The organism is Novosphingobium cyanobacteriorum, from assembly GCF_029436685.1.
Taxonomy (GTDB): Bacteria; Pseudomonadota; Alphaproteobacteria; order Sphingomonadales; family Sphingomonadaceae; genus Novosphingobium; species Novosphingobium cyanobacteriorum.
On the sequence record NZ_JAROCY010000012.1, the window covers coordinates 1 to 22,466 of the forward strand.

Consider the following 22,466-nt stretch of genomic DNA (forward strand, 5'->3'; position numbering starts at 1 on the left):
CGGCCCGCTCCCCCGCCCGGCCACCCACAGCGTACGATTGCGTTGGGTGGCCGGGCGGGGGAGCGGGCCGGTGCCGCTGAAGGAAAGCCCGGAGGGGCTTTCCGCTCCGAACTATTGTTCCACCTGTTGCTGGCCCACGGCAAGCGTCACGTGCATCGCTTCGTCGTGATCGCCGTGGCGCACGCCGGTGGTCGGCGCCGCCTCGCGATAGTCCCGCCCGGTGGCAAGCCGGACGTACCGCGCATCGGGACAGATCGCGTTGGCGACATCGAAACCGACCCAGCCAAGCCCATCGACATGCGCCTCCGCCCAGGCATGGCCCGCCTCCTGCTGCACCCGGTCGTTCATCAGCAGATAGCCCGAGACATAGCGCGCCGGGATCTTCAGCGCCCGCGCCGCGGCAATGAACACATGGGCGTGGTCCTGGCACACCCCCCGCCCAGCAGCGAGCGCGCCCTCCGCACCCGTGGCTGAATCGGTGTGCCCGGCTTCATAGGCCATGGCCGCCAGCACGGCGGTGGACAGGCGATGCAGCGTGGCCAGCCGGTCGTCATCCGCGTCCAGCGAGGAGACAAGCGCACGCAGGCGCGGGCCCGGCTGGGTCAATGGCGTGGGCTGCAGGAAATGCCACAGCGGCAGGAACCCGGCATGGCGCCCGACGATGCCGGCCTGGTCGGCGGTTTCCACGGTGCCTTCGCTGCGGATGGTCACGTCGTGTACGCCCGGCTCCAGCGAGATCAGCGTCACGCGGTTGGCATTCTCGTCATCGTATTCCACCTGCACCCGCGCGCCGGAAAGGTGCAGTTGCCAGTCGAGGATCGAAAGACCCGGCCCGGACTTGGGTGTCAGCCGCAGCCGCTGCAGGCCATAGGTGGCGGGACCCGAGAACCGATAGTGCGTGGTGTGGTCGATCGACAGGCGCACGGCATTGCCCTTCCGGCTATTCGATGAAGCGGTAATCGCGCTGGATTTCCAGCGCCAGGCGGGTGTTGACGGCGATGAAATCGGCGATGAACTGGTGCAGACCCTGCTCCAGCACCGACTCGATGCTCAGCGTGTGCAGGCGAGTGCAGGTATCGCGCAGGATCTCGTGCGAGGCGGCCTCGTGCCCGTATTCCCGCGCCAGCTGCGCCATGTTGGACTGCAGCTTGGCATAGCAATAGGCCAGGCTGCGGGGGAAGCGGCCGTCAAGGATCAGGAACTCGGCAATGCCCTTGGCCTCCATGCGCCCGGCATTGAGCCAGCGATAGGCACGCTCTCCCGCAAGCGACCGCAGCACGTTTTCCCACTGCACGTTGTCCAGGCTGGACCCCACGTAGGAAAGCGAGGGCAGCAGCACGTAATACTTCACGTCGAGGATGCGCGCGGTGTTGTCGGCGCGTTCGATGAAGGTGCCGAGCCGCGCGAAGTTGTAGATCTCGTTGCGCAGCATCGTGCCTTCCAGCGCGCCGCGCAGCTGGGTTGATTGGCGGCGGATGGTATCGAGCACGTCACCCAGCCGGGTCTCGGTGATCGGCCGCGCCAGCATTTCGCGCAGGATCATCCAGGTGTCGTTGACCGTTTCCCACACTTCGCGCGTGATGCCGGTGCGCACGGATCGGGCGCTGCTGCGCGCCTGCTCCACCATCGCCAGCACCGCGCCGGGGTTGTCCTTGTCGCGCAGCACGAAGTTGAACACGTGAGGACCGGTGTAATCGGTGCCGTGCTTCGCCTCGAACGCGGCCTGCTGGCCCAGCGTGATCACCACCGATCGCCATTCGTCGCTGGCGTCCTTGCTGTCACGCGTCAATGCCATGCGGAATCCGGCCTCGATCAGGCGCGCGGTGTTCTCCGCGCGCTCGAGGTAGCGGAACAGCCAGAATATGCCGTTTGCCGATCTGCCTAGCATTTAGTCGTCCAGTACCCAGCTGTCCTTGGTGCCGCCACCCTGCGACGAATTGACCACCAGCGATCCCTTCTTCAGCGCCACCCGCGTCAGCCCGCCCGGCGTGATGTCGATGCCATTTGGGCTCACCAGCACAAAGGGGCGCAGGTCCACGTGGCGCGGGGCGAGGCCCGCCTTGGTGAAGATCGGCACGGTTGAGAGCGACAGCGTGGGCTGCGCGATATAGTTGTCGGGCCGCGCGCGCAGCTTCGCCTCGAACGCGGCGATCTCCTTCTTCGATGAAGTCGGCCCGATCAGCATGCCATAGCCGCCCGATCCGTGCACTTCCTTCACCACCAGCTCGGCCAGGTTGTCGAGCACGTACTTCAGCGCCTCCGGCTCGCTGCAGCGCCAGGTCGGCACGTTCTGCAGGATCGGCTTCTCGCCGGTGTAGAACTCCACGATCTCGGGCATGAAGCTGTAGATCGCCTTGTCGTCGGAAATGCCCGTGCCCGGGGCATTGGCGATGGTGACGCCCCCTGCGCGATACACGTCCATGATGCCCGATACGCCCAGCACGCTTTCGGGATTGAAGGTCAGCGGATCCAGGAAATCGTCGTCCACCCGGCGATAGATCACATCCACCGGCTTCCACCCGCGCGTGGTGCGCATGGCGATGCGCCCGTCCTCCACGCGCAGGTCGCTGCCTTCCACCAGTTCCGCGCCCATCTGGTCAGCCAGGAAGGCATGCTCGAAATAGGCGGAATTGTAGATGCCCGGTGTCAGCACCGCCACTGTCGGCTTGTGCCCCGAAAAGGCCGGCGGGGCGCAGGCCGCAAGGCTGCGCGCCAGCCGCCGGGGATAGTCCGAAACCTCGCGCACCCGCACCCGGGTGAACAGTTCCGGGAACATCGCCATCATCGTTTCGCGGTTTTCCAGCATGTAGGAAACGCCGCTGGGAGTGCGGGCATTGTCTTCCAGCACCATGAACTCGTCCTCGCCCGTGCGGACAAGGTCGATGCCGACGATGTGGGTATAGACGCCGCCCGGCGGGGTGAAGCCCGCCATCTGCGCAAGATAGGCCGCGTTGCCCTTCAGCAGCCGTTCCGGCAGCCGGCCCGACCGCACGATCTCCTGCCGGTGATACAGGTCATGCAGAAACGCGTTGAGCGCCCTCACCCGCTGCTCGATCCCGCGCGAAAGCCGCCGCCACTGGTGCGCAGTGATGATGCGCGGCACCGGGTCGAAAGGGATCAGCCGCTCCTCGGCATCCTCTGCGCCATAGACGTTGAAGGTGATCCCGGTGCGGCGGAAGAAGGCCTCGGCCTCCTGCCCCTTGCGCTTCAGCAGTCCCGGGGGTTGCTCCTCCAGCCACTTGCAATACCCGGCATATGCGGCGCGCACCGCGCCATCGGGTTCAAGCATCTCGTCATATGACGAGGCCGAGGAGTTGGTCATAGGCACATCCCGTCTTGAGCCACATTGCTTGCACACGAATCGGCGGGCCGCAAGCGGCAATGCTGCACCTGCGAAACAAAGGCACCAAGTTGGTAAAAAATCGGGCGAAAGTTCTGGCGGCCCCCGCGTGCGCGCTTGGCCGGTTCAGTCCTTCAGGTCGGCCACCAGCGCCGCCACGGTGCGCACCGCCTCGGGGTGGCCGGCAAAGCCGATGTGGGTGCAGCGCAGGGCAATCGCCCGGTCCCGCTCCCCCTTGCGCCCGCACGATGAACGCGGGGAGACGATCCCGTCGCGCGCGCTCCACAGTGCGATCGTGGGCACCGGCGGCTTCGTCGACATCTCGCGCCCCACCGGCGGATCGTCCACCGAATGCCCGGCGATCAGCTGATAGGCGCGCCACGCGTTGTTGGCCCTGCGGTTGCCCGAAAACGGCGTGCCCATGGTGATCACCAGCCGCACCGCTTCGGGGTGCAGCCGCGCCACTTCGCGTGCGAAGATGCCGCCCAGGCTCCAGCCAACCAGCACCAGCGGCTCGCCCTCGCGCCGCGCCATCGTCACCACGCGCTCGCACAGCCGGTCAAAGCGGTCCGCCGTGGGTCCGAAGTTGAACCCCAGCCCCCAATCCGAAACGCGATGCCCCGCCGCCTGCAGCGCGCGCGTATGAGCCTTCATCCGCGCCGGATGCGTGCCGAACCCCGGCAGCAGCATCACCGGCCGCGATTGCACCGGGGCGGGATGTTCGCGCCGCGGCGCCATCCAGTTTTCATAGGGCGTGCGCAGTTCCGCCAGCAGGCGCGGCAGGCGCGGCCCGCCCGCGCCCTGTGGCGCAGGTTCGAACGCCAGCGCATGCCGCCGCGCGATTTCCGCGCCCAGCCGCCGCAGCGTGTCATTTCCCGGAAGGGTGATTCCCTGTGCCATGCCCATTGCCTGCGCTTCGTGGGGACAACCCGCGATGAACACCAGACAAAATCGATTGTTTCATATTTGTGTCAAGAAGGACGCATCTGTTCGCTGTCTTCCTTGCCGGTGCACTCGCCGGTGCGCTTGGCCGCCATGTCCATGGTCATTTTCATGGCCTTGCCATTGGGGCCCTGCACCTGCATCTGCATCGATGCGGTATAGGTCTCGGGCGTATAGGTGCCCTTCATGGCGATTACGTTCGACCCTTGCGGCGCCTTGCACGTCAGCTTGGCGTCCAGCGTGCCGCCGCCCATGCTGAAATGGTCATAGGTGCAGTTCTCGTCCGCCTGGCCAAAGAACTTGCCGTTCGGCTTCTCCGCCTCTTCCTTGGTCATGCAACTGGAAACGGTGTGGCCCTGCCCCATCATCTTTTCCATCATCTGCTTCGCCTCGGGCGGCATGCCATCGGCATCCAGCTTCACCATCTTCACCGTGGTTTCCCACCGGCCGGGGTTGAAATGGACCGCACCCGCCGCATTGGCCGCGGCCACCTTGCTGGCCACGGCCGATGGCTTTTCGTTGTTGGCCTCCACGCTCTTTTCCCCGCAGCCGGAAAGGGCCAGCGCGGCGGAAAGAATGGCGGCGGGCAGGATGGCGTGTCGCATGGGCATTCCCCTCTTGGCCGCCGCATGGGGGCGGTTCAGGCAAACACTATCACCCCCGCGCCCACCCTCCAATGACGTGGATCACGAAAGCGCGCTTTCTATGCACCCGTACCAGCCCAGCCCGCGATAGGTTTCATATCCCGGCGTCAGGCCATAGCCGATCAGCCTTGCCCCGGCGATATAGTGGCCGATCGGCTGATCGGGCTTCAGTGGATAGACCTGTCCTTCGCGCTCGCGCCGGTTGCAGGCGATGATCCGCATCTGCGAATCCAGCAGCATGACCTGGCTCTTCTCCCGCTCTTCGGCAGAGAGGGAAACGCTGTCGACAATCGCGCGGGCCTGTGGCGCCCAGTCGAAGAAGATGCCCAGCACGCCGATCGGTGCCCCGTCCGCGCGCCCTCCGGCGCGGATCGCCGTGGAATAGGCGGCAACCGCCGCGTTGCCCAGGCGCGGCTCAACGGCAACGTCGCATACGGCAAAATCGTCGCCCGTGGCGGTGTGCCTGCCCCGCCGGAACCAGTCCGCGCCCGAAACGTCCGCCCCCGCCAACCCGCGATAGCGCTCGGGGCGGCCGGTCGCCACGATCCGCCCGTTCCGGTCCGCGATCCACAGGTCAAGATACACGGTGTAGGAGCGCAGGATCGTTCCCAGGCGCGAACTGGCATGGGCGCACGCCTCGGGCGTGGCCTGCTCCAGCGCGTCCACCACGGCACTGTCAGTCGCCCACCAGCGCACGTCGCACGATCGTTCGTAAAGATTGCGGTCGATAATCTCCACAGCATTGCGGGCCAGGTCCGAAAGGCGCGTACCCCGCAGCGCAATGGCCATGCCCTCGCCCGCTTCGCGGATGCGGCTGGCGTTTTGGGTCACGTTGGCCTGCAGCGCGGCGGAAAGGTCGTTCACCTCGCCCGCGATCGCGCCCATTTCCTGCGCCACCACGGCAAAGCTCTTGCCCGCTTCTCCCGCCCGCGCGGCCTCCAGCCTCGCGTTCATGGTGAGGATCTTGGTCTTCATCATGATCTGGTCGAGATCGGCAATCTTGCTCCGGGTGGATTCGCTCAGTTCCAGCGCAATTGCCAGGATATCGTCTTGCATCGTTGGGCCCCTGGGTCCGGGTTCGCCTGATGCCTCCGGCAATCTCCCCCGCCCGCATCTGTGATCGGGTCGGCTCATGGAACCTGCCGGACTATGGTCAAGATTCTGCTGGGAAAGGTTACGCAATTGACCCTAAGGGACGCGAAGCGCCCGTTGCATGGACGCGGTTTGTTCCCCATATCCCCTGCATGGCCGAACTCGTCATCCGCCGGGGACTCGAAGAACCCGATACCTCTGGCACCTTCGTGCCGCACAAACCGCAACGTCCTGACAAGATCGAGGGCGGCAAGCGGTTCAAGATCGTATCGGATTATCAGCCGGCAGGTGATCAGCCCACCGCGATCGCGGACCTGGTGGAAGGCATCAGGGCCGACGACAAGACGCAGGTGCTGCTCGGCGTCACCGGCTCGGGCAAGACCTTCACCATGGCCCAGGTGATAGAGGCGACGCAGCGCCCCGCGCTGATCCTCGCGCCCAACAAGATCCTCGCCGCGCAATTGTATGGCGAGATGAAAAGCTTCTTCCCCGAAAACGCGGTCGAATATTTCGTCTCGTACTACGACTACTACCAGCCTGAGGCCTACGTCCCCCGGTCGGACACCTACATCGAGAAGGAAAGCTCCACCAACGAGGCGATCGACCGCATGCGCCACTCGGCCACGCGCGCCCTGCTGGAACGCGATGACGTGATCATCGTCGCCTCGGTCTCCTGCATCTACGGCATCGGCTCGGTGGAAACCTACTCGGCGATGATCTTCGACCTGAAGACCGGCGCCAGCGTCGACCAGAGCGAGATAATCCGCAAGCTCGTCGCCCTGCAGTACAAGCGCAACGATGCCGCCTTCGCGCGCGGCAACTTCCGTGTGCGGGGTGATAATCTCGAAATCTTCCCTTCGCACTATGACGACACCGCCTGGCGCGTCAGCTTCTTCGGTGACGAGATCGAGCAGATCGTCGAGTTCGACCCCCTCACCGGCAAGGCCGGCACGAAGCTCGAGAACGTGCGCGTCTACGCCAATTCGCACTATGTCACCCCCGGTCCCACGATGAAGCAGGCGGCAGACGCGATCCGCTTCGAACTGACCGAACGGCTCAAGGAGCTTAACGCCGAGGGCCGCCTGCTCGAAGCGCAGCGGCTGGAACAGCGCACCAACTTCGATCTAGAGATGATCGCGGCCACCGGGTCGTGCGCGGGGATCGAAAACTACAGCCGCTTCCTCACCGGCCGCCTGCCGGGCGAGCCGCCGCCGACGCTGTTCGAATACCTGCCCGACAACTGCCTGCTGTTCATCGATGAAAGCCACCAGACCGTGCCGCAGGTCGGCGCGATGGCGCGCGGTGACCACCGGCGCAAGCTGACCCTGGCCGAATATGGCTTCCGCCTGCCCAGCTGCATCGACAACCGCCCGCTGCGCTTCAACGAATGGGACGCGATGCGCCCGCAGACTATCGCCGTCTCGGCCACGCCGGGCACGTGGGAGATGGAGCAGTCCGGCGGCGTCTTTGCCGAACAGGTGATCCGCCCCACCGGCCTGATCGACCCGCCGGTGCTGATCCGCCCGGTGGAAGACCAGGTGCAGGACTGCATCAACGAATGCCGCCTCACCGCGCAGAACGGCTATCGCACGCTTGTCACCACCCTCACCAAGCGCATGGCCGAGGATCTGACCGAGTTCATGCACGAAGCGGGGCTGCGCGTGCGCTACATGCACTCCGATGTGGAAACGCTGGAACGCATCGAGCTGATCCGTGACCTGCGCCTCGGCGTCTATGACGTGCTGGTGGGCATCAACCTGCTGCGCGAAGGGCTGGACATTCCCGAATGCGGCCTCGTCTGCATTCTGGATGCGGACAAGGAAGGCTTCCTGCGCAGCGAAACCTCGTTGATCCAGACCATCGGCCGCGCCGCGCGCAACGTGGATGGCCGCGTGATCCTCTATGCCGATCGCATGACCGGCAGCATGGAACGCGCCATTGCCGAAACCGACCGCCGCCGGGCGAAGCAGCAGGAATACAACGAACTCCACGGCATCACCCCGCAGACGATCAAGCGCAACATCCACGATATCGTGGCCGACACCGCCAGCCGCGATGGCGTGCTGGTGGATATTGACGCCGAAGGCAGCAACAACCTCGTCGGGCACAACCTGCGCGCCTACATCGAAGAGCTGGAACGCAAGATGCGCGCCGCCGCCGCCGACCTCGAATTCGAAGAAGCCGGCCGCCTGCGTGACGAGATCAGGAAGCTGGAAGCAACCGAACTGGGCCTGCCCGAAGACGACCGCAAGGCGCCGATCGTGGGCCGCAGCAACGAAGGCAAGCCGGGAACGCGCAAGACGCGGTTCGGGAAGAGCCAGAAGACGAAGTGGGGGCGGTGAATAAAATAAGATACTGTTAATTAAGAACTATCCCTCAAGACTGTGTATAAACTCCGATTACAGGTGTGGCGCGGCCTAGGACGCCGAACGTATCATGTTGGGTGAAAGGGCTATCCTAGCATGATCCGCACCTTTGCCGACCCTGAAACCGAGCGCATCTGGCACGGCGAGCGTAGCCGCAAGCTGCCGTCAGACATTCAGCAGACCGCCCGGCGCAAGCTGCGCGTGCTCAACCGGACAGCCAACCTTTATGATCTGCGCGTCCCGGCGGGAAACCGCTTCGAGCAGTTGAAAGGTTTTAACCCACTCCGATATAGTCTACGCATCAACGACCAGTGGCGTGTCACGTTCACCTGGGCTGACGGAGGCGCGGACGATGTCCGGATCGAAGACTATCACCGGGGCTGAGGATCGGCTGGACAATGTCCATCCGGGCGAAGTCCTGCGTGAAGACTTCCTGATCGGTTCGGACATTCCGCTGACCGATGTGGTCACTGGCACGGGCATAGCGGCAGTACGACTGGGTGAGATTCTCGCGGGCAAGCAGCCTGTTGATGCGGCCGTTGACCTGCGCCTCGCCCGCTATTTCGGCGTGTCGGAAGGCTTCTTTCTTGGCCTGCAGATTGATTACGATCTTGAGGAAGAACGCCGCAAGCACGGCGCTGAAATCGATCGCATCGCACGCCGCGCAGCCTGATTTCCCAATGATGCGCTGTATCGTTTCCGCAGCCCTGCTGCTCGCCCTCACCGCCTGTTCCAAAACCGCCGCACCCGCCCAGCGGGATGGGGCGCCGGTGGATGCGGTGCGGGTGGGCCTGCCTGCGGCTGAGGCGATGCCGGGTGCGCCGGCGCCCGATGCCAAGGCGGCCTGGGTCGGCAATGGCGATGCCGCGCGATTCGGATTTTCCGGCCAAGGTCCGCTACTTAGCGTCGAGTGCCGCTCGGGCGTGCTGCTCGTGACGCGGCATGTTCCGGCCGAAGTGGGGGCGCAGGCGCTGTTCGCGTTGCAGGGCGGCGGGCATATCCTGCGGCTGCCGGTGGATGCCACGTCGGTGCCGGGGGTGCGCGGCTATATCTGGCAGGGTTCGCTGCCCGCGGTCGATCCCGGCGCGGCGGTGTTCAACGGCGCGTTCCGGGGCACGCTGCCGGGCGGCGGGATGATCGAAGTGAGCGCGGGCGAACCCTTGCGCGCGGTGGTCCGCCGCTGCGGCGCGCATCCGGTTTCGGGGGCTGCGCCGGTGGCGGGAACGACAGACTAAGCCCTTACAACTTACCGAATTTTTCTTCGTAGGCGGCCGTATCTCCGGCAGCCAGCAGCTTGGCCTGCTCCACCCAGTTGTCACGCGTCGGACGGCCGGCGAAGGCGCCCAGCTTGGCGTCGATGGCGGCCACATCCGCCTCGCTCCAGCCCGCGATCTGCGCAAAACTGGTCACGCCCAGGCTGTTGAGCAGCGTGCGCAGTTTGGGGCCGAGGCCCTTGATGCGGGTGAGATCGTCGGTGGGGGCGGTTGCGGCCTGCTCCACCTCTTCCTCGGCCGCGTGGGCCACCACTTCGGCCACGCCAGCCATCAGTCCGGCGGCGGCCGGGGGGACGATCGCTGCGGCAGGCGGGGTGTCTATCAGCGCGGTGTTGCGCTGGGCCGGACCGGCGCCTTCAGACAGTACATCCTTGTATTCACGGCGAATTCTTTCGGGCTTGCGGCGGCCGAAGACCAGCCAGGCAACCAGCAGCACCAACACCAGCAGCGCACCGACGATCAGCGCGTGCGCCTGAATCCATTCTGCCATCGTACCATCCCGGGCTGAAAAACGGGGCCGCAATACCCCCCAAAACGCCCTCTGCCTAGCCGGACTGACAGGGGGTTGAGAACGACTGAGAGCGACTGAGAGGGGGGTGAAGTCGACTGAGACCGGTTGAGACGGGGTCTATGCAGGCTTCTGCTTGCGGAAAAGCATGCGGTCCTCAGGACCGAACCCGCGCTTCCAGATGACCAGGCAATAGACCCCGAGGATGGCCGGGATGCCGAGCGAGAGCTCCAGCCATTCGGGCAGGAACTTCACGCCATAACCCACCACCACTGCCGGTGCCGCTGCCCACACCAGCGCCCAGCGCCAGTTGTTGACCCGCGCCTTCAGGACGCGGGCGAGCAGGCGGGACTTGAGGACCGAGGACAGCGCCAGGGTGATCGCCAGCGCGAATGCGGCGGCCTCTGCCTGCAGCAGGGGCCCCGCCTGCGCGCGGTGGGCAAGGAGCATGAGGGCGACGGTGAGCAGGCCCTGCAGCGCAATGGTGCCAAGGCTGATCCACAGGTTACGCATCCGGGCGACGTAGATCAGCGCGGCTTCGCTGACCACGGCGGTGGCGGCGACGACTTCGGCCAGCAGCAGCAGCGCCAATGCGCCGGTGCCGGCCACGAAGTTTGGCCCGACAAGGCCCATCACGCCCTTGCCCGGCATGCCCAGCGCCAGCGCGATGCCGGCCTGCGCCGCGGTGATCCAGAAGCCGACCTGGCAGACCTGCCGCGCGATGGCGGCATGGTTGCCCTCTTTCAGGTTGCGGGTGATCACCGGGCCGAGGATCGGTTCGAAGCTGGTCTTGAGCTTCTGCGGCAGCGAGGCGACCTGCTGCGCGACATAGTAGATGCCCACCGCGGCGGGCGGGGCGAAGGTGCCGAGGATGAAGATATCGAGCTTGCGCGTGCCCCATTCCACCGCATCGGCACCGGCCAGCGGCAGGTTGCGGTTGGCAAGGCGGAGCAGGTCGATCGGGCGGGGCGACCACTGGCGCGGCAGGCCGTAACTGCGCAGCAGGGGGATGAAGGCGGTGACCATCGCCGCCAGCATCGACAGCACATAGGACAGGATCAGCCCGCTTTCCTGCAGCGGCGCATACCACCATTCCCCCGCAATCCACAGCACCCCTGCGGCGATCGACAGGGTCCACGGTTCCACCACCGCGCGCGCGCGCACCGTGGCGCCAACATCGAAGCGATAGGCCAGCGCCGAGAGCGCAATGTCCCCCAGCGCCAGAGGCAGGATGGTGAGCGGCAGCAGGCGCTGCAGCGCGGTGTATTCCCCACTGGGAAACATCGGCGCGGGAAAGAAATAGAGAAGCGCGGCAAATACCGCCGAAACAAGGCCCGAGAGCAAGAGCGCATCGGCAACGATGCAGGCGCCGGAGCGGTCCTCGCGGGCCAACTGCTGCGCCAGCCCGCGCTTCTGCCCCAGCGTGGCGAGCTGGGCGGCCAGTTCCACCGCGATGGTGGCCGAGGCGAAGCGGCCGAGATCGTCAGCGCCATAGAGGCGGCCGGCGATGAACAGGAAGGGGATGCGCGCGGCAAGGCGCAGCAGGAAGCCGAAGAAATTGGTGCGGCCGCCCTTGGCCAGCGCAGCGATATCCTGCTGCTCTGTGGAGGGCTGGCCGGGAATGGCGGCCGCGTCAGCCAAGCGGGTTTTCCGCGCGCAGCGGGCGCGACAGCAGGCTGGCGACGACCTTATGCGCCGGAGCCTGCCCTTCGAGCAGGGCGACGACCGCCTCGACAATGGGCATGGAAATGCCCCTGTCCCGCGCCAGCCCGGCCAGCACGGGCGCGGTGAACGCGCCTTCGGCCACGGTGGCGCGGTTGGACAGCACGGAAGCGGCGCTGGCGCCTTCGCCCAGGGCCTTGCCCAGGGAGAAGTTGCGGCTGGAAGTGGAGGAGCAGGTCAGCACAAGGTCCCCCAACCCCGAAAGGCCGGACAAGGTTTCCGCCTGCGCGCCCATGGCGAGGCCGAAGCGCTGCATTTCGGCAAATCCGCGGCTGATCAGCGCGGCGCGGGCGTTCTGCCCCAGCCGCAGCCCGTCCACCACGCCGCAGGCGATGGCCAGCACGTTCTTGACCGCACCACCGATTTCCGCGCCCGCCACGTCATCGGAATAATAGGGCCGGAACGCAGGGCGGGCGATGGCGGCTGACAGGCGCTGCCACTGCGCTTCGCCACCGGCGCAGGCGAGCGTGACCGCCGTGGGCAGGCCGGCGGCGACTTCATGCGCGAATGTGGGGCCCGAGAGCACGGCAAGGTCTGCGCCCGGCGCGGCATCGCGCGCCACATCGGCCATCAGGCGGCCGGTGCCGGCCTCGATCCCCTTGGCACAGAGCACGATATCCCCACCGCTGCGGGGGATCTGGCCGAGCACGCTGGCAAGGTGCTGGGCCGGGGTGACCAGCAGCAGGATGGGCAGCACGGCCATGTCTGCCAGACTGGCGGTGGCGCGGATGGTGGGGTGCAGATCCGCCGAAGGTAGGAACAGGCCGTTGCGGCGTTCGCGGTTGATCTGGTCGACCAGATCGGGCTCGCGCGCCCAGAGCAGGACCTCGCGCCCGTCGCTGGCCAGCATCTGCGCCAGTGCGGTGCCCCATGCGCCCGCGCCGACCACGCCAATCTGCATTCCTGCCCCCATGCGCCCGTTTCCGGTCATGCCTTTACGCCTGCTCCGCGCACGGGCGCGGCATCGGCATCAAGCGGCCAGCGCGGCCGCGCCGCCACGTCGAGGCTGTCGCTATAACCCATTGCGAAGCGTTCCGCGCCCGCCCAGCCGATCATCGCCGCATTATCTGTGCAAAGTTTGGGTGGCGGCGCGACCAGCGACAGTCCAGATTCGGCGGCGACGCCTTGCAGCGCGGCGCGGATCGCGGCGTTGGCGGCGACGCCACCGGCCACGACCAGTGCGGTGACCGGGCCGCATTGGGCCACGGCGCGGCGGGTGCGATCGACCACGCAATCAATCGCGGCCTGCTGAAACGAGGCGGCGATATCAGCCGCGGCGAACGTGCCCGCATCACGCGCGCGCATCACCGCGCTTTTCAGCCCGGCAAAGGAGAAATGTGGTTCCGCCGTGCCGAGCAGCGGACGCGGCAGGGGCACGGCGCGGGCATCACCTTCACGCGCGAGGCGTTCAACCGCCGGGCCACCGGGATAGCCGAGGCCAAGGATCTTGGCGGTCTTGTCGAACGCTTCACCCAGCGCATCGTCGATGGTGGTGGCAAGGCGGCAATAGGCGCCGAGGCCCTGCACCTCGATGATCTGGCAATGCCCGCCCGAGACCAGCAGCAGCAGATAGGGGTATTGCAGCGTTGGATCGGCCAGCCGGGGAGACAGCGCGTGCCCTTCGAGATGGTTGATCGCCAGCAGCGGCTTGCCCGCCGCCATGGCCAAAGCCTTTCCCGTGACGAGGCCGACCATGACGCCGCCAATCAGCCCAGGCCCGGCGGTGGCGGCGATTGCGTCCATGTCAGCCAGCGCCAACCCGGCATCGGCCAGCGTGGCGCCGACCATCGGCGCGATCACTTCGGCATGGGCGCGGGCGGCAATTTCGGGCACCACGCCGCCATATGGGCGGTGCGCTTCATCCTGCGAGGCGATGCGCTGCGCCACGATTCGGCGCTCCAGCGTGGGCGCAGCGCCATCGATCACCGCAACCGCGGTTTCATCGCACGAGGATTCTATGCCGAGGATCAGGGCCATGGGGAGCTTTCCCTTAGAGATAATCCGGTTTACGGCAAGCGGTGCATGAACACGCCCGTAACGCAGCAGCTGGCCCGCCCCCTTCGCCTTGGAACCCGGCGATCGCCGCTTGCCATGGCGCAGGCATACGAAACGCGTGAACGGCTTTGCGCCGCGCACGGTTGGGGCGAAGACGCCATCGAGCTGGTGCCGGTGACCGCAAGCGGTGACAAGGTGCAGGACCGCCCGCTCGCCGAGATCGGCGGCAAGGCCTTGTGGACCAAGGAACTGGACGCCTGGCTGCTGGGTGGCGAGATCGACTTTGCGGTCCATTCGATGAAGGACGTTGAGACGCTGCGCCCGGCGGAGCTGACCATCGCCGCCGTGCTGCCGCGTGCGGACGTGCGTGACGTGCTGGTGGGGGCGAGCAGCATCGCCGCGATCCCGCCCGGCGCGCGCGTGGGCACCAGCGCGCCGCGCCGTGCCGCGCAGATGCTGCACGCGCGGCCCGACCTGACGGTGGTATCCTTCCGTGGCAACGTGGCGACGCGGCTGGCCAAGCTGCAGGCGGACGAGGCGGACGTGACATTGCTGGCTGCCGCCGGTTTGCAGCGGCTGGGCGAGCACGGGGTGGGCCATCCCCTGCCGGAAACCGAATGGCTGCCCGCCCCGGCGCAGGGTGCGATCGGCATCGAATGCCTGGCTGCGCGGGACGATGTGCGCGCCATCCTGGCAGCGATAGACGACAGGCCGACGCATGACGCGATCCGCGCCGAGCGAGCGCTGCTGGCGGGGCTTGGCGGCACCTGCCACAGCCCGATCGCGGTGCTGACAAGCGCCGATGCCGGCACGTTGACCCTGCGCGCGGCGATCTACAGCCCCGATGGCACGATGCGGGTGGAAGCCACGGAAAGCTTTGCCGCAGGCGATGACCAAGGCCCTGCCCGCCTGGCGCACAGGCTGCTGGCCGAAGCGCCCGAGGCCATCCGCGTGCATTTCCACGGAAGCGCGTGACGCGCACCCTGCTGGTGCTTCGGCCCGAGCCGGGCAATGCCGCCACGGCGGCGGCGGCGCGCGGGCTGGGGCTGAACACGGTGGCGGCACCGCTGTTCCATAGCGAGGCGGTGCCATGGGACGCGCCGACGGACCCGACCGCCTATGCCGGGTTGCTGGCGGGGAGTGCGGCGCTGTTCCGGCTGGGCGGTGCGGAAATTCTGAAATTGCGCGGCGTGCCGGTGCATGCGGTGGGAGAGGCAACCGCAGCGGCGGCGCGGGAAGCCGGCTTTGCCGTGCGCCAGGTGGCGGGTGGCGGAATGCAGCTGCTGGTTTCCGCACTGCCGCCAGGGCTTTACCTGCGCCCGGCGGGCGAGGCGCATGTGGCGCTGGACCTGCCCGAAGGCGTGCGGGTGGACACGCGCGTGGTCTATGCCGCGCGGGCCCTGCCCCTGCCCGACAAGGCGACGGCGGCGATGCGCGGAGGCGCGGTGGTGCTGCTCCATTCGGGCGAGGCGGCGCGCCATCTGGCGCAGGAATCGCACCGGCTGGCGCTGGACCGGAGCGGCGTGACGCTGGCCTGCCTGGCCCCGCGAATCGCGGAGGCGGCGGGGACCGGCTGGCAAGCGGTTGAAATTGCGCCAGAGCGCACCGACCAAGCATTGCTGGCATTGGCCGCGCAAATGTGCCAGAACCTGTGACTTCGGGGTCACAGCAAAGCGAAAAACGCCTGACGATGCAGGATATGGCCAGCAGCCAATCTTATACGGGACAGCCCTTGCCCAGGCGCCGCAGCGGACGCGGCGTGGCCGTGGTGATGGCGGTGGTGGTTCTTGCCGGATTGGGCGGGGCAGCGTGGCTCGGCTGGCGCGAAGGCTGGGTTCAGGTCGGCTCGCTGATGCAGGCGCCCTCGCCCAGCGCCGAACCTTCTGCAGAAACCAGCGCGAGCGCCGCCGCGGTGAGCCTTGCCGCAACCGACGCCGCACTGGTGGCAGCCAACGGCAAGCTGGCCGCGCTGGAACAGCGGCTGGCCGAACTGAACCAGCAGGCCATTGCCGCTTCGGGCCAGGCGAGCCATGCCGAGGCGCTGCTGATCGCCTTTGCCGCGCGCCGTGCGATCGAACGCGGGCAGCCACTGGGCTATCTGGAAAACCAGCTGCGTGTGCGCTTTGGCAATACCCAGCCCAATGCGGTTGACCTGGTGGTGAAGGCCGCGCGCAAGCCGGTGACACTGGCCCAGCTGAACGAGGATTTCGCCACGCTGCAGCCACAGCTGGTGGGCGGCGCGCCTGACGAAGGCACGTGGGACTGGCTGACCCGGCAAGTGGGTGAACTGTTCGTGATCCGGCATGACGACATGCCGAGCCCGACGCCCGAAAGCCGCGCGGTGCGCACCCGGGCGGCGCTGGCCGGCGGGCGTGTGGCCGATGCGATCGCCGAAGTCGAGCGGATGCCGGGCAAGGATTTGGCGACCGAGTGGCTCGCGCGCGCGCGCGAATACGCCATGACGCAGAACGCGCTGGACCAGCTGGAAACCGCCGCGCTGGCCATGCCGGTAGCGCCGCCCGCGGTGGCGGCAACGAGCGCGCCGATTGCGCCCGGCGCGGGGCCGATGGCGATAATGACGCCAGAACCGGTTGAGTCAGCGGCGCCTTAGGCCTGAAGCAGCGACGGCAGCTTTCCGCTCATGCCGCGCGCCTCGTCCATGAAGAAGCGCTTGAGCGTGGGCAGGCGCTGCACGCCGGCCATGCCGAGCCGGCGGATCGCCGAAGGGATGCGGCCGGGGATGCCGAACAGGCGGGTGAGCACGTCTGTCGCGCCGGCGACCATGAAGGTATCGACCGCGCGCCAGCGTTCGTAGCGCGCCAGCAGCTGCGCATCGCCCGGATCAAGGCCCACGCGCATGCCATCGGCCAGCACTTCGACCAGCGCCGCGACATCGCGCAGACCGACGTTTAAGCCCTGGCCCGCGATGGGGTGCATGCCGTGCGCGGCATCGCCCACCAGCGCCAGCCGGTTATCGACCACGCGGGCGGTGTGGTGGAAATTGAGCGGGTAGGACGAGCGCGGGCTGGCCAGCTCGATGGCGCCGAAGATGCCCTGCATGCGCTGTTCCACCTCTGACAGGAAGGCGCGCGGCGGCAGGGCGAGCACGCCTGCGGCATCCTTTTCTGCCACGGTCCACACCAGCGCGGAGCGGTGGCGGCCGTTCTCGTCAAGCAGGGGCAGCAGGGCGAACGGACCGGCGGGGTAGAAGATTTCCCATGCCACATTGCCGTGCGGCTTTTCATGCAGCAGGCCGGTGATGATGGCGCGGTGGCCATAGTCCCAGCGGGCCGGGGTGAAGCCGGCTTCGTCACGCGTGGGGCTCTGGCGGCCTTCGGCGGCGACAAGCAGGCTGCCCTTGAGCACGCGGCCGTCTGCCAGGGTGACGGTGACGCCGTGGCTGTCACGCTCCCGCCCGGCCACGCGCGCGCCGGGAAGGAAGGCGATTTCGGGATGGCGCTCCGCCGCCGCGTACATGGCGATGCGCAGATCGCGGTTGGCGTACATGCGGCCGAGCGAGCCTTCGCCTTCCCCCGGGCGGAAATCGATGCGGCCGGGGCGCATGCCGTCCGTTACCGCGATGGATTCGATCGGACAGCCCAGCGGGGCGAGGTCATCCGCCATGCCGAGGTTGGTGTAGAGGTTCCAGCTGGCAGTGGAGATGGCCGAGGCGCGCCCGTCAAAGCCATCGGCGGTCAGCGTGGCGGGATCGGCGCTGTCGACGACGATGCTTTCGATCCCCTGCTGCGCCAGGCCGATGGCGAGCGTCATGCCGACGAGGCCACCGCCGATGATGACGACGTCTGCGCGGTGCGTGGCGGCGGCTGCTGCGTTCAAGGCTTTGCTCCACAAGTGGTGCCGGGGCCGGCATCGAGATCGAGGCACCTTCCGTCGAAAGTCCCGTCCGGCACATTGAGGCCGATCAATGCGGCGAGAGAGGGGGCGATGTCCACCGTTTCCACCGCGCTGGGCTGTTCAAACCCGGTCATCCCGCGCCGCCAGAACAGCATCGGCACGCGGCGGTCATAGTCCCAGGCGCTGCCATGGGTGGCGACGCCGCCCGGTGAGGGGTTGACGATGGGCACGACGCCGCGGTTGAGCAGCACGACGAAATCGCCCGAGCGCGGGGCGTAGAACGAGGCACGGGCGCGCTGCAGCAGGCTCCAGGTTTCGGGCGAGCCGGTGGGCATGGGCGCGGCGGCGAGTTCATCAGCCGAGAATACGGCGGCGACCTGCGGGTTGGTGGCGAGCTGCTGCTTCACCGCCGCGACGACGCGGGCCTTGTCTGCCGGGGCGAGCGCGCGGTTGACCCAGTAATCGCCGAAGGCGCCGTCTGACAGGACCAGGCCCTTGGCATCAAGGCCCAGCACAGGGGCAATGGCCTCTGACAGCTTTTCAGGCAGGAGCGCCTTGGCAGCGCGCTGCGCCTGCGGCAGGCCCTGCTGGTTGAGGCGTTCGGGCAGATCGAACCCGCCGTGGTCGGCGGTGAGCACAACGGCATAATCGATGCCGCGCTGATCGAGCGCAGTGAAGAAATCGCCCAGCGCGAGATCGAGCTGCTGCATCTGAATGCACATTTCCGCGCCTTCGGTGCCGGTGGCGTGGCCGATGTAGTCGGTGGCGGAGAGGCTGACGGAGAGGATGTCGGGCACCGCGCCCTTGCCCAGCTTGAGCGAATCGACCAGTTCGGTCGCCAGATCGATCGTGGCGCGATCGAGCCGGGGCGAGGCACGGAAGGCGCCGGCATCGCCCGGCGCCAGAGCGAAGCGGCCAGTGCCGACCGTGAAGCCCGATGCTTCGGACGTGCCGACGCTGATCGCACGATCGAGGCCCGCGCACCATTCTGGCAGCGGCATGGCGGGCGCCCCCTGTTTCAGCACTTCGGCCAGCGAGGCGTTCTCGGCCTCGGCCTGCGGCGAAAGGGTGCGGCCTTCCAGTGTGGCAAAGCCCTTGCCCTTCCACCAATAGACCTGATCGATGGTGTGCCCGCCCATCATCAGCGCGCCGCGATCCTTGCCGGATACGGCGACATTGCGGCTGGCGGGCCAGCGCTGCTTCATCCGTTCGCCCAGCGTTGGCACCAGCAGGTGCGCGACCGAAGCCACATAGTCCTTGGGATCCGCCGCTGCCTGCGTCTCGTCCTCGGCGCAATAGACGGCCTTCTTCCCCCGGGCGACGGACTGATCGATCCAGGTGTTGGCGATGATGCCGGTGTGCGCCGGGCGCATGCCGGTGAGGATGGTGGAATGGCCGGGGCAGGTCTCGGTGGCGGCGTGGCTCTGGTAGCCCGAGGGGAAGACGCCCCCGGTGGCGAGCCGGGCGAGGCCGCCGGTGTAGTGGCGACGGTACTGGGCAAAGAGATCTGCCGAGAACTGATCAACTGCGATGGCAACGATCAGGCGCGGCGCATCGGCGGGCACCGTGGCCGTGGCGGGTGCAGCCGCTTTCCTGGCCGGGGCTGCCACAGCCGGGGCGAGCGGCAGCGCGATGGTAGCCATAAGGGCGATGGCTTTGCGGCGGATCGACATGAAAGGCGTATGCTCCTTGGGGTCACGCGCTGGACTCGGCCTTGCCGCCCCTTTAATCGGCTGATGGCCCCACCGCACGCGAGGTGCAAGGGGTGCCAAAGGGTAGGCCATGCGCGTGGGCGTTGCTCAAGTTCCGGGAATTGCAGTGTTTCGCACCATAGCGGCAATTGTGACCGCCGCGTTTCTGGCGCTGCTTTTTTGCATCGCCAGCCCGGCGCAGGCAGCAACCAACCACATCCGCGCCAGCCTGCTGGCGGAAAAGCCCGCCAAGCCGGGCGAAACGGTGATGCTGGCGCTGCTGATGCAGCCGGACAAGGGCTGGCACGGTTACTGGCAGAACCCCGGCGATGCGGGCCTGCCGCCCGAGTTGGAATGGACCCTGCCCGCGGGGGCGAAGGTTGGCCCGATGCAGTTCCCGGTGCCGCAGACGCTGCTGGTCGCCGGACTGATGAACCATGTCTATGAACATGAATTTGCCGTCCTGATCCCGTTCACCCTGCCCGCCGACGCGACGCCCGGCACGACCCTGCCGCTGAGCGCCAAGGCATCGTGGCTGGCCTGCACCGACGCGGTCTGCGTGCCCGAAGATGCCGTGCTGGCCGGCACGGTAACCGTGGGTGATGGACCAGCCGATGCGCGCTTTGCCGGATGGCGCGCGGCGTTGCCCGCACCGCTGGACCGGACGGGCACTTTCACGGCGACCAAGGAAGGCTGGCGGCTGGCAATCCCCTTCCCCGCCGGGGCCAAGGTGGACAAGCCGCACTTCTTCGTCTCCGCCGAGGGCATTGTGGACTATGCCGCGCCGCAGGTTTTCCGGCGCAGGGACGACCTGCTGATCGTGGACCTGCCGCGCAGCAAGTCGGCTTCGGCCGAGCAGGCGACGACACTGGCTGGCGTGCTGGCGCTGGGCGGCGATGCCGGGGGCATATCGCTGGTGGCCAAGGCCGGGCCGGTGCCGGACGAAGGCACGCCGATCGAAGGCAGTGCCGCCCCTGCAGGCACGTTTACCTTTGCCGCGCTGTGGTTGGCGATACTGGGCGCGCTGGCCGGGGGGCTGGTTCTGAACGTGATGCCCTGCGTGTTCCCGATCCTGAGCCTGAAGGCGCTGGCGCTGGCGCGCGGCAATGCCGAAAAGGCGCATCACGAGGCGCTGGCCTATACTGCCGGGGTGGTGCTGGCGTGCCTGGGCCTTGGCGCAGCGATGCTGGGCTTGCGGGCCGCAGGCGAACAGGTCGGCTGGGCCTTCCAGTTGCAGGACCCCAGCGTGGTGGCGGTGCTGCTGCTGCTGGCGGTGGCGATCACCGCGAACTTTGCCGGGCTTTTTGAACTGCCGGGCCTGTCGCTGGAGCGCGGGGCGGGTTCGATGGGTGCGTTCGGCACCGGGCTGCTCGCCGCCTTCGTGGCAACGCCCTGCACCGGGCCATTCATGGCGGCGGCGATGGGGGCGGCGCTGGTGCTGCCCGCATGGGCCGCGCTGGCGGTGTTCGCCGCGCTGGGCGTGGGGCTGGCGCTGCCGTTCCTGCTTCTGGGCTTCATCCCGCCACTGCGCCGCCTGCTGCCCAGGCCGGGTGCGTGGATGAACACGTTCCGGCGGGTGATGGCGGTACCGATGGCGCTGACCGTGCTGGCGCTTGGCTGGCTGGCGTGGCGGCTTGGCGGCGCAAGCTATGCCCTGTTCGCACTGGCGCTGGCGATCGCGCTGGTGGCGGTGCTGGCGATTGCCGGGCGCATGCAGAAACAAGGCAAGCCGGTAGCGCGCTGGGCCGCCCCTGCCGGCGTGGCGCTGGCCGCGCTGGCGCTGGTGGTGACACCGCGCCTTGCGGCTGAAAGGGCGCGGGGTGAGGAAAGCCTGATCGGCGCGAAGCCCTTCTCTGCCGCCGCGCTGGCGCAGGCCAGGGCAACGGGCAAGCCGGTGTTCCTCTATTTCACCGCGGACTGGTGCCTTTCGTGCAAGGTGAACGAGGGCGTGGCGATCGAAACCGATGCGACGCATGACGCCTTTGCCAAGGCGGGGGTGCAGGTGCTGATGGGGGACTGGACGCGACGCGACCCGGCGATCACCGCGTTCCTGGAAACGCAGGGCGCGGCGGGCGTGCCGCTTTATCTTTGGTATCCGGCAGGCGCGGCTGCACCGCAGAAGCTGCCACAGGTGCTGGGGCCAGAGACGTTGGCGGGGTTGGCTTCGACCAAGTCCTGACCGGCAGCTGGATCAGGGCGATCCAACCTCGCGGAGCTGGAAGCCTTGCTTACAGACTCTGCCCGTCGTCCACCGAGATGAAGGTGCCGGTCACCTGGCGCGAGGCATCACTGGCGAAGAACAGCATCATGTCGTCCAGCGCCTCGATCTCGGTCAGGCGCTTGCGCGGCCAGCCCGCGATCTGCGCCTTGCCGCCATCGGTATCGAACCATTCGCCGTCGATTTCCGTGCGGATATAGCCCGGCTGGATCACGTTGACGTTGATGCCCAGCCGTGCCCATTCGCGCGCGAACTGGCGGCCAAGGTGCTGCACCGCGAGCTTGGTTGCGGCATAGGCGGAATCGCCCTGCGCGGTCATCTGCGCAGTGATCGATCCGGTGAGGATGATCCGGCCCTTCTCGCTTTCTTTCGATCCCGCCGCGATCATCCGCCGCGCCCCTTCACGCGCGGTGAGGTAGACCCCGTTGAAGTTCGTATCGACCACGCGGCGCATGGCGTCTGCGGGCAATTCAACCGAACGACCGGCCTCCACGATGCCGGCATTGGCGACCACCACGTCGGGCGTGCCAAGTTGCGCCTCTGCCGCATCGAACGCCGCGATGATCGAGGCTTCGTCGGTCACGTCAAGCGCCACGGCCAGCGCGCGACCGCCCGAGGCTTCGATCTCTGCAACAAGGCCGGACAGCCGGTCCACGCGCCGCGCGCCGATGACCACCGCCGCCCCGGCCGATGCATAAAGCCGGGCGAAATGCGCGCCGAGGCCGGAGGAAGCACCGGTGATGAGCGCGATGCGGCCGGCGAGCGAATAACGGGGCGTTTCCATTGACCTCTCCTGCTTTGGGCCGGGCTCAACCGGTC

21 protein-coding genes are annotated in these 22,466 nt (G+C 67.4%); 8 read left to right on the forward strand and 13 right to left on the reverse strand.

Features of this window, described 5'->3' with window-relative positions:
• Positions 1-111 precede the first annotated feature (111 nt).
• From POM99_RS13095 to POM99_RS13120, 6 genes are all read right to left on the reverse strand, one after another.
• Entirely contained in the window at positions 112-924 is an 813-nt protein-coding gene (locus tag POM99_RS13095; protein ID WP_277278531.1) for a transglutaminase family protein, read from the reverse strand.
• Between the two features lie 16 nt (positions 925-940).
• Complete coding sequence (locus POM99_RS13100) at positions 941-1,888, reverse strand: alpha-E domain-containing protein (RefSeq protein WP_277278533.1); 948 nt, start codon at positions 1,886-1,888, stop codon at positions 941-943.
• Positions 1,889-3,322 carry a circularly permuted type 2 ATP-grasp protein gene (locus POM99_RS13105; protein ID WP_277278535.1) on the reverse strand — a complete coding sequence of 478 codons (1,434 nt, stop codon included), beginning with the start codon at positions 3,320-3,322 and terminating at the stop codon, positions 1,889-1,891.
• 144 nt (positions 3,323-3,466) lie between these two features.
• Positions 3,467-4,240, reverse strand: a complete 774-nt coding sequence (locus POM99_RS13110) for an esterase/lipase family protein (protein WP_277278537.1) — start codon at positions 4,238-4,240, stop codon at positions 3,467-3,469.
• Positions 4,241-4,311: 71 nt separating this feature from the next.
• Positions 4,312-4,887, reverse strand: a complete 576-nt coding sequence (locus tag POM99_RS13115; RefSeq protein ID WP_277278539.1) for a DUF3617 domain-containing protein — start codon at positions 4,885-4,887, stop codon at positions 4,312-4,314.
• Positions 4,888-4,968: 81 nt separating this feature from the next.
• Positions 4,969-5,982: a methyl-accepting chemotaxis protein gene (locus tag POM99_RS13120; RefSeq protein WP_277278540.1), complete on the reverse strand. Its 1,014-nt coding sequence runs from the start codon at positions 5,980-5,982 to the stop codon at positions 4,969-4,971.
• A gap of 188 nt (positions 5,983-6,170) precedes the next feature.
• On the opposite strand from POM99_RS13120, the gene uvrB reads away from it, so the two are divergent.
• The 4 genes from uvrB to POM99_RS13140 all read left to right on the forward strand — a co-directional run bounded on the left by uvrB (position 6,171) and on the right by POM99_RS13140 (position 9,619).
• Entirely contained in the window at positions 6,171-8,360 is a 2,190-nt protein-coding gene (gene uvrB, locus POM99_RS13125) for an excinuclease ABC subunit UvrB (protein ID WP_277278542.1), read from the forward strand.
• Between the two features lie 120 nt (positions 8,361-8,480).
• Complete coding sequence (locus tag POM99_RS13130) at positions 8,481-8,768, forward strand: type II toxin-antitoxin system RelE/ParE family toxin (protein WP_277278544.1); 288 nt, start codon at positions 8,481-8,483, stop codon at positions 8,766-8,768.
• Positions 8,737-9,057, forward strand: coding sequence for a HigA family addiction module antitoxin (locus tag POM99_RS13135; protein WP_277278546.1), 321 nt, complete (start codon positions 8,737-8,739; stop codon positions 9,055-9,057). The genes POM99_RS13130 and POM99_RS13135 overlap by 32 nt, the downstream gene beginning before the upstream one ends.
• A gap of 10 nt (positions 9,058-9,067) precedes the next feature.
• Entirely contained in the window at positions 9,068-9,619 is a 552-nt protein-coding gene (locus POM99_RS13140; protein ID WP_277278548.1) for a hypothetical protein, read from the forward strand.
• Positions 9,620-9,623: 4 nt separating this feature from the next.
• Here POM99_RS13140 and POM99_RS13145 read toward each other — a convergent pair whose 3' ends face one another.
• The 4 genes from POM99_RS13145 to tsaD form a co-directional block, all read right to left on the reverse strand.
• A complete protein-coding gene (locus POM99_RS13145; protein WP_277278550.1) occupies positions 9,624-10,148 on the reverse strand; it encodes a helix-hairpin-helix domain-containing protein in 525 nt (174 codons plus the stop codon).
• Between the two features lie 138 nt (positions 10,149-10,286).
• Complete coding sequence (locus POM99_RS13150; RefSeq protein WP_277278552.1) at positions 10,287-11,807, reverse strand: lipopolysaccharide biosynthesis protein; 1,521 nt, start codon at positions 11,805-11,807, stop codon at positions 10,287-10,289.
• Positions 11,800-12,819, reverse strand: coding sequence for an NAD(P)H-dependent glycerol-3-phosphate dehydrogenase (locus tag POM99_RS13155; protein ID WP_277278555.1), 1,020 nt, complete (start codon positions 12,817-12,819; stop codon positions 11,800-11,802). The genes POM99_RS13150 and POM99_RS13155 overlap by 8 nt, the downstream gene beginning before the upstream one ends.
• On the reverse strand, positions 12,816-13,865 hold the full coding sequence (gene tsaD, locus POM99_RS13160) for a tRNA (adenosine(37)-N6)-threonylcarbamoyltransferase complex transferase subunit TsaD (protein ID WP_277278557.1): 1,050 nt from the start codon (positions 13,863-13,865) through the stop codon (positions 12,816-12,818). The genes POM99_RS13155 and tsaD overlap by 4 nt, the downstream gene beginning before the upstream one ends.
• A gap of 45 nt (positions 13,866-13,910) precedes the next feature.
• On the opposite strand from tsaD, the gene hemC reads away from it, so the two are divergent.
• The 3 genes from hemC to POM99_RS13175 all read left to right on the forward strand — a co-directional run bounded on the left by hemC (position 13,911) and on the right by POM99_RS13175 (position 16,494).
• Positions 13,911-14,858 carry a hydroxymethylbilane synthase gene (hemC, locus tag POM99_RS13165; RefSeq protein WP_277278559.1) on the forward strand — a complete coding sequence of 316 codons (948 nt, stop codon included), beginning with the start codon at positions 13,911-13,913 and terminating at the stop codon, positions 14,856-14,858.
• A complete protein-coding gene (locus POM99_RS13170; RefSeq protein WP_277278561.1) occupies positions 14,855-15,538 on the forward strand; it encodes a uroporphyrinogen-III synthase in 684 nt (227 codons plus the stop codon). The genes hemC and POM99_RS13170 overlap by 4 nt, the downstream gene beginning before the upstream one ends.
• A 77-nt stretch (positions 15,539-15,615) precedes the next feature.
• The gene (locus POM99_RS13175; RefSeq protein WP_277278563.1) at positions 15,616-16,494 is read left to right on the forward strand and encodes an MICOS complex subunit MIC60; all 879 of its coding nucleotides are present in this window, start codon (positions 15,616-15,618) and stop codon (positions 16,492-16,494) included.
• On the opposite strand, the gene POM99_RS13180 is transcribed toward POM99_RS13175, so the two are convergent.
• Positions 16,491-17,720: a UbiH/UbiF/VisC/COQ6 family ubiquinone biosynthesis hydroxylase gene (locus tag POM99_RS13180; protein WP_277278565.1), complete on the reverse strand. Its 1,230-nt coding sequence runs from the start codon at positions 17,718-17,720 to the stop codon at positions 16,491-16,493. The genes POM99_RS13175 and POM99_RS13180 overlap by 4 nt on opposite strands.
• On the reverse strand, positions 17,717-19,411 hold the full coding sequence (locus POM99_RS13185; protein WP_277278567.1) for an alkaline phosphatase family protein: 1,695 nt from the start codon (positions 19,409-19,411) through the stop codon (positions 17,717-17,719). The genes POM99_RS13180 and POM99_RS13185 overlap by 4 nt, the downstream gene beginning before the upstream one ends.
• A gap of 109 nt (positions 19,412-19,520) precedes the next feature.
• On the opposite strand from POM99_RS13185, the gene POM99_RS13190 reads away from it, so the two are divergent.
• Entirely contained in the window at positions 19,521-21,608 is a 2,088-nt protein-coding gene (locus tag POM99_RS13190; RefSeq protein WP_279644631.1) for a protein-disulfide reductase DsbD family protein, read from the forward strand.
• Between the two features lie 49 nt (positions 21,609-21,657).
• On the opposite strand, the gene POM99_RS13195 is transcribed toward POM99_RS13190, so the two are convergent.
• Complete coding sequence (locus POM99_RS13195) at positions 21,658-22,431, reverse strand: SDR family NAD(P)-dependent oxidoreductase (protein ID WP_277278572.1); 774 nt, start codon at positions 22,429-22,431, stop codon at positions 21,658-21,660.
• Positions 22,432-22,466: the final 35 nt, after the last annotated feature.

Bases quoted from the DNA above. Each gene is read 5' to 3' on its own strand.
- POM99_RS13100 (WP_277278533.1), bottom strand. From the start codon at position 1,888: ATGCTAGGCAGATCGGCAAACGGCATATTCTGGCTGTTCCGCTACCTC.
- POM99_RS13105 (WP_277278535.1), bottom strand. From the start codon at position 3,322: ATGACCAACTCCTCGGCCTCGTCATATGACGAGATGCTTGAACCCGAT.
- POM99_RS13110 (WP_277278537.1), bottom strand. From the start codon at position 4,240: ATGGCACAGGGAATCACCCTTCCGGGAAATGACACGCTGCGGCGGCTG.
- POM99_RS13115 (WP_277278539.1), bottom strand. From the start codon at position 4,887: ATGCGACACGCCATCCTGCCCGCCGCCATTCTTTCCGCCGCGCTGGCC.
- POM99_RS13120 (WP_277278540.1), bottom strand. From the start codon at position 5,982: ATGCAAGACGATATCCTGGCAATTGCGCTGGAACTGAGCGAATCCACC.
- uvrB (WP_277278542.1), top strand. From the start codon at position 6,171: ATGGCCGAACTCGTCATCCGCCGGGGACTCGAAGAACCCGATACCTCT.
- POM99_RS13130 (WP_277278544.1), top strand. From the start codon at position 8,481: ATGATCCGCACCTTTGCCGACCCTGAAACCGAGCGCATCTGGCACGGC.
- POM99_RS13135 (WP_277278546.1), top strand. From the start codon at position 8,737: ATGTCCGGATCGAAGACTATCACCGGGGCTGAGGATCGGCTGGACAAT.
- POM99_RS13140 (WP_277278548.1), top strand. From the start codon at position 9,068: ATGCGCTGTATCGTTTCCGCAGCCCTGCTGCTCGCCCTCACCGCCTGT.
- POM99_RS13145 (WP_277278550.1), bottom strand. From the start codon at position 10,148: ATGGCAGAATGGATTCAGGCGCACGCGCTGATCGTCGGTGCGCTGCTG.
- POM99_RS13155 (WP_277278555.1), bottom strand. From the start codon at position 12,819: ATGACCGGAAACGGGCGCATGGGGGCAGGAATGCAGATTGGCGTGGTC.
- tsaD (WP_277278557.1), bottom strand. From the start codon at position 13,865: ATGGCCCTGATCCTCGGCATAGAATCCTCGTGCGATGAAACCGCGGTT.
- hemC (WP_277278559.1), top strand. From the start codon at position 13,911: ATGAACACGCCCGTAACGCAGCAGCTGGCCCGCCCCCTTCGCCTTGGA.
- POM99_RS13185 (WP_277278567.1), bottom strand. From the start codon at position 19,411: ATGTCGATCCGCCGCAAAGCCATCGCCCTTATGGCTACCATCGCGCTG.
- POM99_RS13190 (WP_279644631.1), top strand. From the start codon at position 19,521: ATGCGCGTGGGCGTTGCTCAAGTTCCGGGAATTGCAGTGTTTCGCACC.
- POM99_RS13195 (WP_277278572.1), bottom strand. From the start codon at position 22,431: ATGGAAACGCCCCGTTATTCGCTCGCCGGCCGCATCGCGCTCATCACC.